The sequence below is a fragment of the Terribium retamae genome, assembly GCF_022347545.1.
Taxonomy (GTDB): domain Bacteria; phylum Pseudomonadota; class Alphaproteobacteria; order Rhizobiales; family Rhizobiaceae; genus Mesorhizobium; species Mesorhizobium retamae.
The window spans coordinates 303,104-320,714 of the sequence record NZ_JAKREW010000001.1; the positions used below are offsets into that span (position 1 = coordinate 303,104).

The following is a 17,611-nucleotide window of genomic DNA, read 5'->3' on the forward strand; positions in this document are numbered from 1 at the left end:
TATTGCCCCAGGTCACTCCCAACAATCATTTTGAGAGTATGGACGGCGCGCAGGATGCACATCGGGGAAGCTACCCAGATTTCAGGGTTACGATCCCCCATATTTCAGGACGAGATGAAAAAGTCATTGGATCGTCGACGGCTGATCAGTTCCAGCCAACAGCCACGGCTCGACGCGCAACCGTAGGAGCACTTCCATGCGGTTGGCGGCGCTGAACTTAGCCAATACCGCAGAGACGTGATGTTCGATCGTGCGCGGCGAACGCGACATGCGACGCGCGATCTCCTTATTGCCTATCCCCTCTGCCATCAGAGCGAGCACCTGTTGTTCATGACGCGTCAGCCCCAAAGGATGATTGCGCGCTGCCGAATAGGGACCTCGCCGAGTCTTCGGCAGACGGCCAGCCAGCCCCCGACGCGCGGCGAGCTTGCGCGCCAGCAAAGCCGCCGGTCGCGCCTCCAGAGATTCCAGCATGGCGACCGCGCGCGGAAAAATCTCCTTCGCTTCCACACCAGTGGTCTGCAAAGCGGACAGAGCGGCTTCGTAAGGCAATCCGAGCCGCGTCCACTCCTCCGACGCAGTCACGGGATCGCCCCTCAATTCGGCCGCGCGCGGCGAGGGCAGAGGGCCTGTTTGCGGCAAGGAAGCGTCGAGGGCGCAACGCTGCCACCAGACCGCGAGTTCCCCCAGATCCCATGGTCTGAAATTGTTGAGATCCATACCCGCGAGAGCCGTGAGCTGCTCTTCTGCGGATGCACGATCTTCAGACAGCCAGGCTGCCTCGGCCAGTGCCAATCGTATCGGTACGATGCGTTGCGGCTCTCCGGTCTGCAGACCTTCCTTCAGCGCCCGTTCAAGCAGTTCATCGGCACCCGCTTCGCCCAATCTCATCCGCACGGTACCCAGAACCGTCATGGCGGGCAGATGCATGACCATGGGCAACTGGTCGTTCCGCATCACGCCTTCAGCAATCGATTCAGCCTGGCGGAATCTTCCCTGTTCGAGGCGAAGCTGCGCCTGTCTACCGATAAGATATTGGCCTGCTGAATCGAGGTCATGCCGGGCACAGAAGGCGATGCCTTCCGAAAGCAGCCTCTCGGAAAGCTCGAAGTCCTTCTCCATCGCGGCGCACTCGGCAAAATTCGTATAGGCCCGCGCAGAATCGTCATGCAGGCCGTGCTGAAGCGACAAGGACAGGCTTTCCTGCAGTCGCTCGCGGCCACCTGGCCGGCTGGCACACATGAGCGCCGCCCCGACATTGTTCAATGCATGCACCCTGGTACCGATTTCTCCCAGCCGATCCGAAAGGGCGATTGCCCGATCTCCCCATTCGACCGCCTCATCGAAGCGATAGTGCAGCATATGAAGCTGCGAACGCGTGCTGTAGGCGAGAGCCAGTTCGCGTCCGGGTGGAAGTGCTTCGACTTCCTTGACCGCCTCGTCGGCACAGTCTTCTGCCAGACGGCCTTCACCCTGGCGCCAATGCAGTCGTGACAACCAGCGCATGTTCGTGCTGACCTTGTCTGGTCTGCCGAGCTGTCTCCAGATAGCGATCGCCCGATGGCGGGCCTCGAAAATATCGTCATACACCAGCAGGCTCAGCCCGGCCTCATAGGCCCAGTCTTCAAGCAGCTTTGCAGCGAGTTCCGGTTCCGCCAAGCCTATATAGCGCAAGGCCGTTGCCAGATGGGCGGCTGCCTCGCGATGAGATCCCATAAGGCCTGCCTGTCGCGCGGCACGCGGCGCGAGTTCCAGCACACGGCGGCCATTGCCCGCTCCATCCGCATGGTGAACTCTTCTTGACAACATCGCATCCGCCTGCGTCTCGGGCAGTGCCGAGAGGGCCGCTTCGATGCGCGTGTGAAGGTTCCTGTGAAGCGACGGTGCGAGACGCTCCAGCGTAGCCTCGCGAGCCAGTTCGTGCCGGAATGTCAGCACATCGTGTTCACCTCGCCGCAGCAATCCCCGGGCCAGGCATTGATCGATGAGCCCATCGGCCTCTTCCCCGATCAAGGCTTGAACAAGCCAGGTTTCGATGCCTCCCGGCGTAACACTTACGGCATCGAGCAAGCGTCGTTCGCCCGCGCTCAGGCGTGACAGGCGGGCCCACACCGCATCGCGTATGGAGCCGGGCAGACGCCGGGTCTCATGGGGGACATCCGACAGGAGCTCGGAGACGAAGAAAGGGTTGCCTTGCGTGATGCGATAAAGTTCCGCGAAAGGACGGCCTGCATCTTCCGCCAGCCTTGCCACACCTTCTGCCGAAAGTGGCTGAAGATTGATGCGTGTGACGACGGAGGCCGGAAGATCGCCGAGAACGTGACGCAGGCCATGATCGGTATCAACTTCATCACTGCGCACGCTCAGCACCAGCATCGCGGAAATAAGTGAAATTCGACGTCCCAGATATCTGATGAGGTCGAGCGTTGCATTGTCTGCCCAGTGCATGTCCTCGAAGACGAGCACCGTCGTGCCGTCGGCGCGCTGCAACGTCTGAAGGAGAGCGGGAAACAGACGCCCGGGCGCCGCGGATTCCTCCAGGAGCGTTGCTATTGCCGGGTCCAGTTCGGCCGCCATGTCATGGACGGGACCCAGTGGACGCGGAGTGAGCAGTGCCTCGCACCATCCCCACAGGATTCGGCAATCGGTCTGCGTTTTCTCTGAGAAGGCGCGGAGCAGGGAGGTCTTGCCGATGCCAGCCTCGCCCTCGATTGCGACGACACGACCGTGACCTGCCGCAGCGAGAGCGGCGATCGATTGCATCGCCTCAAGCGGGCCGTCTCTCTCCAGCAGCACCTATCGCTCCATCCATGCTCCCAGGTCGCGGATACCGCGTCATGGTAATATCAGGCGCAAGGCAAGTCATTCGGCAAATCTGGACAGCCGTACAATGGTTTGAATGACAGAAGTTTGCTCGCGCCCTGACGAAGCGGGGCGGCGCGCCCTCGATCCATGTGTGAGCGCCGGACTGTCCCGGTGGTGATAGCCGATCTCCACGCGGCTTCCGTCACGTAAGGCGAAACACCATCAGACAGGGTAGACAAGTCGAAAATTCCGATAGCATATTGGCGCAGGCGATGGGGCTTAGCAGGCACGCGATGCCTGTTGGTGGTTGGAAGCAGCAAACCGGTGCAGCCGTACTATTTAAGGCTGTAGGAGAGGAACCCCAACGATGCCGAACCCAAGCCAGACGAGCGACCAATGGTGGGTCAACGACCAGACGCCAGACAATCCATACGGTAAAAGTACGGATTACGAAGCCTATCTCGATTATCTTGGAGCGCTTGACCGTAGCCTGACGCCAGCGATCGCGGCGGGAACGCTGAGGATCAACGTTTACGAGCTTAACGACCATCCCGAATACAAGGCAGCAGCCATCGGCGCCTTGGAGATGTGGTCCCTTGTGACCCCCTTGAAGTTCGAGATCGTCGATGATGCGCCTTACAACAGCGCGACGGACTGGATGGAAGTCGTCAGCCCTGAACTCGGCGAAGAAGACGACGGCAGCGCCTATTCAAGCGACCGCTATGTCAGCATCGGCCAGCGCTTCCACGACACCGAGCCCAACAAGACGGACATTGGCGGCTATGTGTTCGATTCCTTCATTCATGAATTCGGCCATGAATTTGGGCTGAACCATCCCGGGCTCTATAACTATAGCGGCCCCGGCGGTGTCCAGATCAACTATCTGAACAATGCGACCTGGACTTACGACCGTCAGCAATACAGCGTGATGTCCTATTTCGATGGCATCGACGTGGGCGAAACCACCCGCTGGTCGGCTTCCACGCCGCTCATGGCTGACATAGAAGCCGTCATTCGCCGCTTTTTCTCGACCGTAAACGAGGATGGCACGCGCACCTATCAAGAGATCAACCTCAACACAGGCGACAACGTCTACGGCTTTGGTGCCACGCAGGACGGCTATCGCCTCAGCGCCTCCGGCATGCAGCACGATATCGGCTTCGTGATCCATGATACCGGAGGAACCGATACGATCGACTTCTCCGGCTCGACGGCGGGCACGATCCTTGACCTGCGCGCCGGACAGTTCTCCAGCGTGAACGGCCATAGCAACAATGTGTCGATCTTTGCCGGACACAACGCCGATACGACGGCCTATTACATCGAGAACGGGATCGGCAGCAGCTTTGACGACATCCTGATCGGCAATGACGGCGCCAATGTTCTTGACGGCCGCGGCGGCGCGGATCGCATGGCTGGCAATGGCGGCGACGATATCTACTTCGTCGATTCCCTCGACGACATCGTGCGCGAGGAAGCGGATGGCGGCAACGATACCGTCGTCCTGCTGTCCAGGAGCCTGAAAATCGGGAAAATCGCCAACGTCGAAAACATCATATACGCCGACGAATCTTCGCTCCAGCCGGGAGGCGGCAGCGCTGAAACGCCACCCGCCATCGGCGACAACACGATGACCAGCATCATTTTCGGCACCGGCGGAAATGACACGCTCGACGGCGGCGGTGGCGACGACACCATCTTTGGTCAAGGCGGAGACGACCTGATCATCGGCGGCCGCGATTCGCTCGCCAGCCGCGACATCAACAACACGATCGACGTCGAAGACCTCGAAGACCAGACCGAGAGCGATGACGGCAACGACACGCTCTATGGCGGCGGCGGCAACGACACGATCCTCGGCGGCCAAGGCAACGACATCCTCGACGGCGGCGATGGCGATGACACGCTGAGCGGCCAGGACGGCATCGATATATTCCGAGGCGGCGCTGGCGTCGACACGGTCGACTACAGCAAGGAAAGCCCCTTCCAGTTGCTCGTCAACCTCGAGACGAACGTCGCCAGCGGCGGCACCGCCTCCGGCGATACCTTCTACAGCATCGAGAACCTGATCGGATCCGATGACCGCATCGATCGCTTCATCGGCACGGCAGCGGCAAACCATTTCTGGGGCCAGGGCGGCGGCGACTACTTCAACGGCCGTGACGGCGATGACATATTGGATGGCGGCAACGACGGCGACATCCTGTACGGCGAGGGCGGCAACGACACGATCATCGGTGGCGCCGGTCAAGACTATCTGGACGGCGGCGACGGTGTCGATACGGTCGTCTACGCCGGCAGCTCCGACGGTGTGACGATCGACCTCGCGAATGGCACCGCCAGCGGCGGCGATGCGGATGGTCCGGTGCAGATTGTCGGGCGCGGCACCGTTATCCGGCATGATATCCTGGCCGGCTTCGAGAATGCCGTCGGCTCATCGTTCGACGACCATCTCATCGGCAATACTCAGGCCAACGAGCTCTCCGGTGGCGCGGGCGACGATATACTGACCGGCGGTGGCGGGGCAGACAAATTGAATGGCGGCGCGGGCAGCGACACGGCGGATTACGCCGACGCTACCAGCGGCGTCAGGCTCCAGCTGGGCGGCGGCAGATCTGGCGGCGATACCTATGTCTCGATCGAAAATCTCGCCGGATCGGGTTTCAACGATCAACTGACCGGCGACGGCGCGGCCAATGTGCTCACCGGGCAAGGCGGCAACGACACGATCAACGGCGGCGGCGGCGACGACACCCTGCTCGGCGATTTTGCCTATCAGGGAGATGCTCCGCCACGCCCGGGCATGGGCACCGGCTACGCGACACTGGGAGCGGATGCGACGAACAATTCGGTCGCAACCGCTTTCGACATCTCCAACAACTTCTCGCTGACCGAGGATCCGGACATCTTCGATTCGACGACCGTCCTTCATACGACTGTCAACGCCACCGGAAACGGCAAGGGCGGATATTACAGCATCAGTCTGGCGGCCGGCACGATCATCTCGATCGACATCGATGGGATCGCCGACCCCAACGTTCATGACAGCTGGGTCAGGCTGCTGGATAGTGACGGCAATATCGTTGCCCAGAACGACGATGGTGGCGGCGACCCAGGCTCCGCGACCAGCCGAGATTCGAGCACGGTCTTCGTCGTCAAGGAAACCGGCACCTACTACATTCAGGAAGGCAGCTGGTCACCCGATGCGCCCGGCGATGGCTGGGCGGATGCAGTGCCTGAGGGCTCGACTTACAAGCTGAACGTGTCGGTCGAGTTCCCGCCTGCGCCGGCTCAGCCGGGTGTTGCAGGCACCGACAAGCTCAACGGCGGCACAGGCAGCGACCTTCTGGACGGTGGCCTGGCAGCCGACATCCTGACCGGAGGGGCGGGCGAGGATTCCTTCCGCTTCTCGACCGCGCTCGGGGATGGCAATGTCGACCGGATCAAGGACTTCAACGTCGCCGACGACACGATCCTGCTGGACAACCTCATCTTCACGGCCCTGGGTGACGATGGCGCTCTCGCCTTAGGCGCATTCTTCAAGAGTGCGTCAGGCGTCGCTCACGATGCGGACGACCGCATCATTTACGACACCGATAGTGGAGCCTTGTCCTATGATGCCGATGGCTCTGGACAAACCGCAGCCATTCAGTTTGCGCAACTGAACGCACATCTGAACCTTTCGGCAGCGGACTTCATTGTCGCCTGACCCCATAGTGGAGGGGCGCTTTCGGGCGCCCCTTCTTTACTCGGCGTTGGTCACCCTGTGCATTTTTTGAGCCCGCATAGGCACCGCAACGATCACGGAGAGTTTGTGATGAAGCGCCCGACCAATCGCCGCGCTGTATTGATGGCAGCCGGAGCCGCGGCTGTAGCCGCCGCTACAGCGGGAGCCTCTGCGCAATCGACCCATATTCGTGGGACGGTCGCGTTCAAGGGCAATGAGGCAATCCCGGAAGGTCATCTGGATATTTATCTGGAAGATCCCGGCATCAAAGACAAGGCGCAACGCCGTGGCGCGGAAACCCGCATCAAAAGCAGCGGCGGCTCAAAAAGGCTGGAATTCTCGTTGCCCCTGACCGCCAGCGCTGCTGCTGCGTCGCCAACGCTGCGGATCGTCGCGCGCCTCGAGCGTGCGGATGGCTGGCTGGTCGCGCGGGGCAGCGCGAAGGTCGAGGTCGGCTCGCCCGTCCATGTCACACTCAAAACGGTCATGTATTAAGGTCGAGACCATGGCTAACGCGCCTCTTCTCAATTGCGAGCTTGCATGAAGCCGACGCCGTCGCTGACATTGGCCGGAGTTCTATCGTCTTTTCGACGCGCTTTTTCAGGCATTGTCCTGATGAGCGGGGTTGTGAACGTGCTGACCCTGACCGGTTCGTTTTTCATGTTGCAGGTGTATGACCGGGTCGTTCCAGGCCGCAGCGTGCCAACGCTGGTTGGTCTGGCGGTGCTTGCTGCTACCCTGTTCACGTTTCAGGGCGTGTTGGAACTGATCCGCTCGCGCCTCATGGTGCGGCTGGGTCAGGGTCTGGACGCAAAACTCAGCCCTTCGGTCTATTCGGCCCTGATGCGGCTGCCGCTGCGCTCCAAATCTTCCGGTGACGGCTTGCAGCCTTTGCGGGATCTGGATCAGGTTCGCTCCTTTGTCGGTAGCGCCGGACCGACGGCGCTGTTCGACCTGCCGTGGATGCCGCTCTACATAGGCATTTGTTTCATCTTTCATTTCTGGATCGGCGTCACCGCGCTGGCCGGCGCCATTGTCCTGTTCGCACTGACCCTTCTGGCTGAATTCCGGACCAGCGGTCCGACCAAGATCGCCGGGCAGCATGCGGCGGTCCGCAGCTCGCTGGCGGAAGCGACAAGGCGCAATGCCGAAGCCATGCAAGCCATGGGCTTTGGCGGGCGTATCGCCGAGCGATGGTATGCGGTCAACGCCGACTATCTAAACGCGCATGCAGCCGCCAGCGACGTTGCAGGAACGCTTGGCACGATTTCCAAGGTACTGCGGCTGATGCTGCAATCGGGAATACTGGCGATCGGCGCTTATCTGGTCATCAAGCAGGAAGCGACCGGCGGCATCATGATCGCAAGCTCGATCATGATGGGCAGGGCGCTGGCTCCGATCGAATTGGCGATAGCGCATTGGAAGGGTTTCGTTGCAGCGCGCCAAAGCTGGGCGCGCCTGAAGCAATTGCTTTCTGCGCTTCCAGAAAGCACAACCGGTGTAACCCTGCCTGCGCCTGTCAGCAAGTTGGCGGTCGAGAGTGTCAGTGTCGTGCCGCCGGGCGAGCGGACACCGGTGGTCTGGGACGCGAATTTTACGCTGACCAGCGGATCGGGCCTCGGCATCATCGGTCCCAGTGCCTCCGGCAAGTCATCGCTGGTGCGTGCGTTGGCGGGCGTCTGGCTGCCGGCGCGCGGCTCGGTTCGACTGGACGGTGCGACGCTCGACCAGTGGCCGACCGATGAGCTGGGCAAACATATCGGCTATCTGCCGCAGGATGTGCAGTTGTTCGACGGGACGATTGCCCAGAACATTTCCCGCTTCGACCCGGACGCATCTTCCGAAATGGTGCTGGCAGCGTCCAAGGCCGCCGGCGTGCATGATCTCATTGTGCATCTGGCTGAAGGCTATGACACCCGGATCGGCGAGGCGGGTGCCTCGCTGTCGGCCGGGCAACGGCAGCGTATAGCCCTTGCACGCGCGCTCTATGGCGATCCGTTCCTGGTCATCCTGGATGAGCCGAATTCCAATCTCGATTCAGACGGAGAAATGGCCTTGTCCGCCGCCATCCGGGGCGTCAGGGACCGTGGCGGCATCGTGATAGTCGTGGCGCACCGGCCCAGTGCCCTGGCCAATGTCGATACGGTGCTGATGATGGCCAATGGGCATGCCAAGGCCTTCGGCCCAAAGGATGAGGTGTTGAACAAGATCGTCCGATCGGCAGCGCCCCTGAAAGTCGTTGCCGCTGAGGGAGGGGTCCCTGCATGAGCAAGGACAACATCACTTCGCATCAGAGGCAGGTTCATCGCTATCTCGTGGCGGGCGTTGCGACGTGTCTTTTGCTTGTCGGAGGCGTCGGCGGCCTGGCGGCAGTGACCAAAATGTCGGGGGCGGTGATCGCGACCGGCCGACTGGTGGTCGATTCCAATGTGAAGAAGGTCCAGCATCCGACCGGCGGTGTGGTCGGCGAGATCAGGGTCCGCGAAGGCGACCTGGTTAAGGCCGGCGATATTCTTGTACGCCTGGACGAAACGACAACCCGCGCCAATCTGGCGATCGTCTCGACAAGCCTGGACGAATTCTATGCACGGCTGGCCCGCCTGGAAGCAGAGCGTGACGGCCACGACAAGATCAGCTTTCCCGAGGTTTTGACATCGCGGCGCAATGAAGCGGGTGTCGCCGCGTCGATGGCTGGAGAACAATCCCTGTTCGATTTCCGGCGTGAGGCACGATCCGGCCAGCGATCGCAATTGCGCGAACGGACCGCCCAACTGGCCCAGGAGGCCGCCGGATTGACCGAGCAACGGCAAGCGAAACGGCGCGAGATCGAACTGATCCAGATCGAACTGAAGGGCGTGCGGGATTTGTGGGATCGCAAGCTGGTGTCGATCAACCGCAAGACGGCGCTGGAGCGAGACGCGGTGAAGCTTGAAGGCGAGCACGGCCAGCTCACCGCCGCAATCGCCCAGGCAAACGGCAAGGCTGCCGAAGTCGAACTGCAGATCATCCAGATCGATCAGGACCTTCGCAGCGAAGTCGCGACCGAACTGCGCGAAACCCAGGCAAAAATCTCCGAGTTCGTCGAACGGAAGGTTGCTGCCGAGGACCAGCTGAAGCGGATCGACCTGCGCAGCCCTCAGGATGGCGCGGTGCTCCAGTTGGCCGTGCATACGGTTGGCGGGGTGATCACACCGGGCGAACAGGTGATGCAAATTGTGCCCGTAACGGATGACCTGACCGTCGAGGCGCATATCGCGCCCCAGGATATCGACCAGGTGGTCATGGGCCAGCATGCGATTCTACGCCTGTCGGCCTTCAATCAGCAAACCACGCCGGAATTGACCGGGACGCTGTCCCGAATTGCGGCGGATCTGACCACCGACGAACGCACCGGGACGTCCTATTATGTCGCGCGGGTGAAGTTACCGAAGGCTGAAGTCGCCAAACTGCACGGTCTAGCCCTGACGCCGGGCATGCCGGCCGAAGTGTTCTTCCCCACTAGCGACCGGACGATGCTGTCCTATCTGGTGAAGCCGCTGTCGGATCAGATCCAGAAGGCATTCCGGGAAGAGTGAAGCTCTCAAAACCAAAGCCGCCCTTCTGTCGCCTTTCACCACCCGGCTACGCGCGTTTGCTCCCGTGCTTGCGTAGATAATACCAGCCACGCAGGCCGCTTATCATCATCAGACAAAACAACGCTGGAGATACCGGAGCCGCCAGGACTGCAGCAGGTAGGGGGAGGGTGTCGAAGTCCGATGTGGCCTCAGCCTGGCTGATGATCAGCCCGCTGGCTGCCACGATCGCTGTGGCGCACATCAACAAGAACAGCGTCGCCATGATCGGCACCAGACTGAAGAAGCGAGCCCGGATCAACAGCCCGGTCGCGACGAAAGCACAACCAATGAGGAGGAAGCCGAGCGTGCGGTTGCTTTCCGCGGCGCCCATCGTCGCTGGAGCCTGCTCGCCGATCATTGTGAGCAGGGCCAGAACCAGAGCCCAAAGGCCAGTCAGGAATACAGGCAGGCCACACAGGCGGCTTGCATAGACCGCGCTCTCTTCGTCATGGACGAAAACCCAGAAGCCGAGCGGCTGGTTAGCCTCGGTGATTGCCATTTCCAAGCGGCCTCCTGCCCAGAACAAACTCTGGCCCGGCAGAGCAGTTTTGTCACCGCCCTTGTCACTATTCTATGATCCCGCCCGTTTCGATTCCCACAAAAATCAAACGGTTGCGTTGCCACCGATTTCACGCTCGTTGGTGACAAAGTCCTCAGGCAATAATCGAAAAAGATAAGAAAATCAGTTGGCTGGGGAACCTGGATTCGAACCAGGACTAACGGAGTCAGAGTCCGTGGGTCTACCGTTAACCTATTCCCCAAAAAGCATTGAATTCAATGCCTTGGTGAAACGAGCTGAAGTCTGTTCCTGGCTGGAAGCCGACGGCTCGGTATGCCGCGCGCCCGTTTCTGCGCTGCCTTGTAGCTATGCTCCGGAAATAGTCAAGCCTCGACTGCGTTTCAATTGGCGGCCCGACCGAACTGCGAACGTTCGAACAGCAGCACGACGATCAGGGCCAGGACGAGCGGGATGATAAGATAGAACATCCGGAAGACCAGGAGCGCTGCGATCACACCCGCCTGATCCATCTGCGGCAGGCCTGCGAGGAACACGACCTCGAACACACCAAGGCCGCCCGGTGCGTGCGAAATCTGCGCCGCCGAAAATGCTACCAGGAAGATTGCGAAGACGACGAGGTAGCCGGGATTGTTCTCGACAGGCAGCGCGAAATAGAGAATCGCGCCTGCCGCCAGGATCTCCAGCGGGCCGATCACCAATTGCCTCGCCACGATCGGCAGTCTTGGATAATGGATTTGAATGGAACCTATCTTCAGCGGCTTCAGGTGCAGCCAGCTGCCGAAGACGTAGGCGACCACCAGGAGAATCATGGCAATGCCGGCGCCCGCCGACAGCCCGCCATAGCCGACCTCTTTGAAAACGCTTACATCCGCGAATCGATCGAACAGGTCGGGGATGAGGATCAGCACGATGCCGCCGAGCAGGATCGAGGACAGCACGAAGGTGATCCAGCAGATCGCTACCAGCACGCCGACCTGCTGACCGGACAAGCCACGCGTGGCATAGGCGCGGTATCGGATGACGGCGCCGGAAAACACCGAGCCGCCGATATTGTGCGACAGCGCATAGGTGGTGAACGAGCACAGCGTCACGAACAGCCACGACACCCGTTTTTCCAGGTGCATCAGGGCGATGTGGTCGTAGCCGGCGAGCGCGGCATAGGCGACGACCGAACTCAGCGCGGCCAAGAGCCAATGTGTCCAGCGTATGGCAGCCAGGCTCGCCCAGACGTCGTCCAGGGAAATACCGCGCAATTCATTGAACAGAACCCACACCGAAAAGGCGACAGCTGCCAGTCCTATGACCGGCCAGATAAAACGCCTCAAATTCATGCCGTCACGGCCATCAGCAACCCCAAATCCATCACGTGTCGATGTCCCCGCACGGGTGAGCATCGATCATTGTTGCCACGATGAACCCGCTGAAACCAGAAATGCCTGATCGAAGCCGGCTATTCAACACTTGTGGCGCGTTTACGGCGACATTGGCGCTGCCGGTGCTGCGATCGACAATTTTCGCACGGGTCTTGGTGATCGGTGTTTGCGCTGCTACTCTGTCGCCAACTTACGAATGAATGTGCCAGCGGCGTCCGGGCAACCGGTTCGCGCGGCGCTGGAAGGATAGACAGTGAAAGACCGCGACGCCGGCGCAAGAGCGCCGGAGGGCGACGTGTCGGCAGGGATTTCGGCATTGCCCGATCCTGGCCCTCCGTCTGCAGGCCCAGAGGGCCACAACGGTGCGCGATGGGATTCGCACACTCCACAGCCCTTCAAGGGGCGTAAACGGCGCAAGCGGCGGCGTGGACGCAAGGTTTTTGCGCCCATCGATGGCGTGTCGGTCGCGGCTGGGAAAGCGCAACCCGCCGTTTCGGATACCCCACCGGCAAAACCGGTAGCGGATACCGGGCAGTCCGAAAGACCGCGGCCGGGCTGGAACGGCGAACTGCCGGTCTTCGCCGCGCTCGACCTTGGCACCAACAATTGCCGACTTCTGGTAGCCGTGCCCGGCAGGCATGGCCAGTTCCGGGTGATCGATGCCTTTTCGCGCATCGTGCGCCTGGGCGAGGGGCTTTCCGCGAGCGGTAGACTAAGCGATGCCGCGATGGCTCGCGCCATCGAAGCCTTGAAGGTCTGTGCCGACAAGTTGCGCACGCGCAAGGTTGGCCGGGGACCACTGTTAGCCACCCCAGCCTGCCGGTCAGCGGCCAATGGCGCTGAGTTCCTGGAACGGGTGGAGCGAGAGGCCGGGCTGAAGCTCGAGATCATCGACCGCGAAACCGAAGCACGGCTGGCCGTTTCCGGCTGCGGCTCGCTGATCGAACGCGAGACCAAGGGCGTGGTGTTGTTCGACATTGGCGGCGGTTCTTCGGAGATCGCATTGATCGATCTCAGCAACCGCCGCTCGCCACGCCTCGCGAACCATATCGTCTCCTGGACTTCTTTGCCCGTGGGCGTTGTTTCGTTGGCAGAACGTTTCGGCGGCCGTACAGTGACGCGTGACATCTTTACCGCCATGGTCGATGACGTCGCCGGGCGCCTTGCCGACTTCGAAGGCCGGCACAGGCTCAATCATCTGGTCTCGGGGCCGCATTTCCACCTGCTCGGCACATCCGGAACCGTCACGACACTGGCGGGCGTCCATCTCGATCTCGAGCGTTATGATCGACGACGTGTGGACGGCCTGTGGATGGGCCGCGAGAATGTCGACCGCATGGTGGAAAGATTGCTCGGCTGGGATTTCCAGCAGCGGGTCGCCAATCCCTGCATCGGCGCCGATCGCGCCGATCTGGTGCTGGCTGGCTGTGCCATTCTCGAGGCGATCCGCGCCGTCTGGCCGTCCGAGCGGTTGCGGGTTGCCGACCGCGGTCTGCGCGAAGGCATCTTGAGCGAGCTGATGGCTGATGACCGCGCCGCACGCGGTTCCTGGCGCGCGGAGGGGCGGCAATGAGCAACAAGAAGGACGGTGCGGGCAGCACGACGCGCGTCTTGCGCACCAAGGTGAAGAAGAAGCGCGGCTTGAAGGAGTCGTCGCGCCGCTGGCTGGAGCGGCATCTCAACGATCCCTACGTCCAACGCTCCAAGACGGATGGCTATCGTTCGCGCGCCGCATACAAGCTGATCGAAATCGACGACAAATACCGGCTGTTGAAACCAGGCCAGAAGGTGATCGACCTGGGCGCCGCACCCGGCGGCTGGTGCCAGGTGGCGGCGGCACGCACGAAATCGACGGCGCAGGCGCCGCATGTCGTCGGTATCGACTATCTGGAGATGGATGCCGTTCCCGGCGCCGCAATCGTGCAGATGGATTTCCTGGACGACGCGGCGCCGACACGGCTGATCGAGGCGTTGGGCGGAGAACCGGACATCGTGCTTTCCGACATGGCAGCACCCACTACCGGACATCGTCGCACCGACCATCTGCGCACCATGCATCTGTGCGAGGTGGCGGCCGATTTCGCCATGTCGGTGTTGAAGCCCGGAGGTCACTTCCTGACCAAGACCTTCCAGGGCGGCACCGAAAATGAGCTGCTGGACATGCTGAAACGATCTTTCCGTTCGGTTCATCACGTCAAGCCGCCGGCCTCGCGCGACGAATCGGTCGAGCTTTATCTGCTGGCCAAGGATTTCAAGGGAAGGGCGCCGACCGAAGAGTGAGCACGAAGCCTCAGGCTGTCGGCGCGGTGCTCTCGATCGGCTTTCCAGGCTGCGCCTTGTAGCCGGAAACGGCGTTGCCGGCATCCGGCGACAGCCGCATGAAGAACAACGCTGCAAGTGCGGCTACCACCGCAACGATGAAGAAGGCGACATGGAAGTCGCTCAAGGTAAGCGGGCCGCCATGCATCTTAGTGGAGATTTCCAGGATACCGCCGGCCAACGCCACGCCGAGCGCGATGTTCAATTGCTGGGCCACGGCGGTTATCGGCGTCGCCTTCGAAGTGTCTTCGGCCGGGATTTCGGCAAAGGCCAGCGCGTTGACCCCGGTGAAGAACATCGAGCGGATGAAGCCGCCGACAAGCAGCACGGCCAGCATCAGCAGATAGGGCGTCGTCGGCGTGAACAGCCCATTGATGGCGATGGAAGCGGCCGCCAGAAGTGAGCCCCAGATCAAGACGCGGCGGAAGCCTGCGACACGAAACAGCCACGCCGTAACGAATTTCATGCCGATGGCGCCAAGCGCCGAAACAAAGGTGATCATGCCCGACTGAAACGGCGTGAGGCCGAAACCGATCTGAAACATCAGCGGCAGCAGGAACGGTACCGCTCCGATTCCAATGCGGAACAGGCCACCGCCCAGGACGGAGGCGCGGAAGGCTTGGTTCTGGAACAGGTCAAGCGCCAGGAGCGGGTTCCTGGCATGGCGCGCATGCCAGAGATAGAGCCCGCCGCAAACGACGCCGACGATCACGGTGACAAAGCCAACGAGGGACGGCAGTGCCGGCAGGCTGATCACCGAAAGCCCGAAAACGATGCCGGAGGCGGCCAACCCACTCAGGATAAGGCCGATGTAGTCGAGCGGCGGCGTCTCGCCGGGAGGCGTCTCCGGCAAGTAGCGGGTCGCCAGGACCATGCCGGCAATGCCGATCGGCACGTTGATCAGGAAGATCCAGTGCCATGAAAAGTAGGTGGTGATGAAGCCGCCGACGGGTGGGCCGACGAGGGGCCCCACCAATGCCGGAATGGTGAGCCACGACATCGCCGCGACCAGGTCGCTCTTCGGAGTCGCCCTCACCAGCACAAGGCGTCCGACCGGCGTCATCATCGCGCCCCCCATGCCCTGGAAGAAGCGAGCAAGGACGAAAGTTTCCAGGGAGTAGGCTGCCGCGCAAGCCACGGAGCCCAGGATGAACACGGCAATGGCTGCACGAAACACGTTCCGCGCCCCGAAACGGTCCGCCATCCAGCCGCTGATCGGGATGAAGATGGCAAGCGCCACAAGATAGGCGGTGAGTGCCAGCTTGAGCGCGATCGGGCTCGTCTGGATATCGGCCGCGATCGCCGGTAGCGAGGTAGCGATAACGGTGGAGTCCATGTTTTCCATGAACAACGCGACGGCCAGAACGAGCGGGATGATTCTATTCACGAAGAGTCCGGACCCTGAAACGGCGACGGGAACAATTGGCGACGCCGTTATCACGCCAACGAACTGGCGTCCCACCTTGTTCAGTCACTTTTGTGCGACCCGACCGGCATTGCAAGATCCAGGGCCGAGAGGGGAGCACACCAGAACGCGAATCCGATGAAACGTCGATATGAGCACCGCACACGCTTTCCATCAGCGATCAGACGTGTTACCAGCCACCGCCAATCCTGAAAGGGAACTTCGAGTCGGCGCACCCATCCGGGTCAGCGCCCGCTTCGTTTTTTAGACCCCACTTTGTTCAGACAGGGATCGGCAATGGCAAAGATCATCGAAACCGCTACCGGCGCCCTGGCGCTGACCTTCGACGACGTCTTGCTGCAGCCCGGACATTCCGAAGTAATGCCGGGCGAAACCGATATCCGCACCCGCATCGCCAACGACATTGAACTCAACGTCCCGATCATTTCGGCGGCCATGGACACCGTCACCGAGGCGCGGCTGGCCATCGCCATGGCCCAGGCCGGCGGCATCGGCGTCATCCATCGCAATTTCACCCCCGCCGAACAGGCCGAACAAGTCCGGCAAGTGAAGAAGTTCGAATCGGGCATGGTGGTGAACCCGGTCACCATCGGTCCCGACGCAACCCTGGCGGATGCGCTTGGCCTGATGCGCCACTACGGCATCTCCGGCATCCCCGTCGTCGAGAACGGCGGCACTGGTGGTCAGATCACCGGTCGCCTGGTCGGTATCCTCACCAACCGCGACGTGCGTTTTGCCTCCAATCCCGCGCAGAAAGTCTATGAACTGATGACGCGCGAGAACCTGATCACGGTCAAGGAGAATGTCGATCAGGAAGAAGCCAAGCGCCTGCTGCACCAGCATCGCATCGAAAAGCTGCTTGTCGTCGACAAGAAGGGGAACTGTGTCGGTCTCATCACCGTCAAGGATATCGAGAAGTCGCAGCTCAATCCGCATGCCACGAAGGATGCGCAGGGGCGCCTGCGCGCGGCGGCGGCAACCAGCGTCGGCGATGACGGGTTCGAGCGGGCAGAACGCCTCATCGATGCCGGCGTCGACCTTCTCGTCATCGACACCGCACATGGCCATTCGCAGCGCGTGCTGGACGCGGTGACCCGCGCCAAGAAGCTCTCCAACTCGGTGCGCATCATCGCCGGCAACGTCGCCACTGCGGCCGGCACCCAGGCGCTCATCGATGCGGGCGCCGATGGTGTCAAGGTCGGCATCGGCCCGGGCTCGATCTGCACCACCCGCATCGTCGCCGGCGTCGGCGTGCCGCAGCTTTCGGCGATCATGTCGGCAGTGGAAACGGCCGACAAGGCCGGCATTTCGATCATCGCCGACGGCGGCATCAAATATTCGGGCGATCTCGCCAAGGCGCTGGCTGCCGGCGCCAATGCGGCAATGATCGGTTCGTTGCTTGCCGGAACGGACGAGAGCCCGGGTGAGGTCTACCTGCACCAGGGCCGTTCGTTCAAAGCCTATCGCGGCATGGGCTCGGTCGGCGCGATGGCGCGTGGTTCGGCCGATCGCTACTTCCAGGCGGAAGTGCGCGATACGCTGAAACTGGTCCCGGAAGGCATCGAAGGGCAGGTACCCTACAAGGGCCCGGTTGCCGGTGTGCTGCATCAGTTGGCCGGCGGCCTGAGAGCGGCGATGGGCTATGTCGGCGCCCGCGATCTTGGCGACCTGCGCGAGCGCGCGACCTTCGTGCGCATTTCCAACGCCGGCCTGCGCGAAAGCCACGCCCACGATGTGACGATCACGCGCGAAAGCCCGAACTACCACGGCGGCGCCTGAATTTCGGGCTCAAGCCTCGCAACGGGCGAGGGCGATCCTCGCCCTCGC

Annotated in this window: 11 protein-coding genes and 1 tRNA gene; 7 read left to right on the plus strand and 5 right to left on the minus strand. The window is 61.7% G+C overall.

The annotated features are described in order from the left end of the window. Positions 1-123: 123 nt before the first annotated feature. A complete protein-coding gene (locus L4923_RS01385; protein WP_239361508.1) occupies positions 124-2,796 on the minus strand; it encodes an ATP-binding protein in 2,673 nt (890 codons plus the stop codon). Positions 2,797-3,172: 376 nt separating this feature from the next. On the opposite strand from L4923_RS01385, the gene L4923_RS01390 reads away from it, so the two are divergent. The 4 genes from L4923_RS01390 to L4923_RS01405 all read left to right on the plus strand — a co-directional run bounded on the left by L4923_RS01390 (position 3,173) and on the right by L4923_RS01405 (position 10,107). Beyond that, on the plus strand, positions 3,173-6,514 hold the full coding sequence (locus L4923_RS01390) for a M10 family metallopeptidase C-terminal domain-containing protein (protein WP_239361510.1): 3,342 nt from the start codon (positions 3,173-3,175) through the stop codon (positions 6,512-6,514). A 108-nt stretch (positions 6,515-6,622) separates the two neighbouring features. After that, complete coding sequence (locus tag L4923_RS01395) at positions 6,623-7,027, plus strand: hypothetical protein (protein ID WP_239361512.1); 405 nt, start codon at positions 6,623-6,625, stop codon at positions 7,025-7,027. 45 nt (positions 7,028-7,072) lie between these two features. Beyond that, positions 7,073-8,800, plus strand: coding sequence for a type I secretion system permease/ATPase (locus tag L4923_RS01400; protein ID WP_239361514.1), 1,728 nt, complete (start codon positions 7,073-7,075; stop codon positions 8,798-8,800). Continuing rightward, positions 8,797-10,107 carry an HlyD family type I secretion periplasmic adaptor subunit gene (locus L4923_RS01405; RefSeq protein WP_239361516.1) on the plus strand — a complete coding sequence of 437 codons (1,311 nt, stop codon included), beginning with the start codon at positions 8,797-8,799 and terminating at the stop codon, positions 10,105-10,107. The genes L4923_RS01400 and L4923_RS01405 overlap by 4 nt, the downstream gene beginning before the upstream one ends. Before the next feature lie 46 nt (positions 10,108-10,153). Here the strand turns inward: L4923_RS01405 and L4923_RS01410 are convergent, their stop codons facing one another. The 3 genes from L4923_RS01410 to L4923_RS01420 form a co-directional block, all read right to left on the minus strand. Next, the gene (locus L4923_RS01410; protein ID WP_239361518.1) at positions 10,154-10,651 is read right to left on the minus strand and encodes a hypothetical protein; all 498 of its coding nucleotides are present in this window, start codon (positions 10,649-10,651) and stop codon (positions 10,154-10,156) included. Between the two features lie 182 nt (positions 10,652-10,833). Then, positions 10,834-10,907 (minus strand) — tRNA-Gln (locus tag L4923_RS01415). 139 nt (positions 10,908-11,046) lie between these two features. Then, on the minus strand, positions 11,047-11,997 hold the full coding sequence (locus tag L4923_RS01420) for a lysylphosphatidylglycerol synthase domain-containing protein (protein ID WP_239361520.1): 951 nt from the start codon (positions 11,995-11,997) through the stop codon (positions 11,047-11,049). 295 nt (positions 11,998-12,292) lie between these two features. Between L4923_RS01420 and L4923_RS01425 the strand changes: the two genes are divergently transcribed. Together L4923_RS01425 and L4923_RS01430 are read left to right on the plus strand one after the other, a co-directional pair. Continuing rightward, positions 12,293-13,612, plus strand: a complete 1,320-nt coding sequence (locus L4923_RS01425; protein ID WP_239361522.1) for a Ppx/GppA phosphatase family protein — start codon at positions 12,293-12,295, stop codon at positions 13,610-13,612. Next, complete coding sequence (locus L4923_RS01430; RefSeq protein ID WP_239361524.1) at positions 13,609-14,319, plus strand: RlmE family RNA methyltransferase; 711 nt, start codon at positions 13,609-13,611, stop codon at positions 14,317-14,319. The genes L4923_RS01425 and L4923_RS01430 overlap by 4 nt, the downstream gene beginning before the upstream one ends. Positions 14,320-14,329: 10 nt before the next feature. Here L4923_RS01430 and L4923_RS01435 read toward each other — a convergent pair whose 3' ends face one another. Then, complete coding sequence (locus tag L4923_RS01435; RefSeq protein ID WP_239361529.1) at positions 14,330-15,745, minus strand: DHA2 family efflux MFS transporter permease subunit; 1,416 nt, start codon at positions 15,743-15,745, stop codon at positions 14,330-14,332. Positions 15,746-16,060: 315 nt separating this feature from the next. On the opposite strand from L4923_RS01435, the gene guaB reads away from it, so the two are divergent. Further along, a complete protein-coding gene (gene guaB / locus L4923_RS01440; protein ID WP_239361535.1) occupies positions 16,061-17,563 on the plus strand; it encodes an IMP dehydrogenase in 1,503 nt (500 codons plus the stop codon). The last annotated feature ends 48 nt before the right edge of the window (positions 17,564-17,611 follow it).

Excerpts from the sequence above, each read along its gene's own strand:
- L4923_RS01420 (WP_239361520.1), bottom strand. The coding sequence starts at position 11,997 with ATGAATTTGAGGCGTTTTATCTGGCCGGTCATAGGACTGGCAGCTGTC.
- L4923_RS01395 (WP_239361512.1), top strand. The coding sequence starts at position 6,623 with ATGAAGCGCCCGACCAATCGCCGCGCTGTATTGATGGCAGCCGGAGCC.
- L4923_RS01390 (WP_239361510.1), top strand. The coding sequence starts at position 3,173 with ATGCCGAACCCAAGCCAGACGAGCGACCAATGGTGGGTCAACGACCAG.
- L4923_RS01430 (WP_239361524.1), top strand. The coding sequence starts at position 13,609 with ATGAGCAACAAGAAGGACGGTGCGGGCAGCACGACGCGCGTCTTGCGC.
- L4923_RS01405 (WP_239361516.1), top strand. The coding sequence starts at position 8,797 with ATGAGCAAGGACAACATCACTTCGCATCAGAGGCAGGTTCATCGCTAT.
- guaB (WP_239361535.1), top strand. The coding sequence starts at position 16,061 with ATGGCAAAGATCATCGAAACCGCTACCGGCGCCCTGGCGCTGACCTTC.
- L4923_RS01400 (WP_239361514.1), top strand. The coding sequence starts at position 7,073 with ATGAAGCCGACGCCGTCGCTGACATTGGCCGGAGTTCTATCGTCTTTT.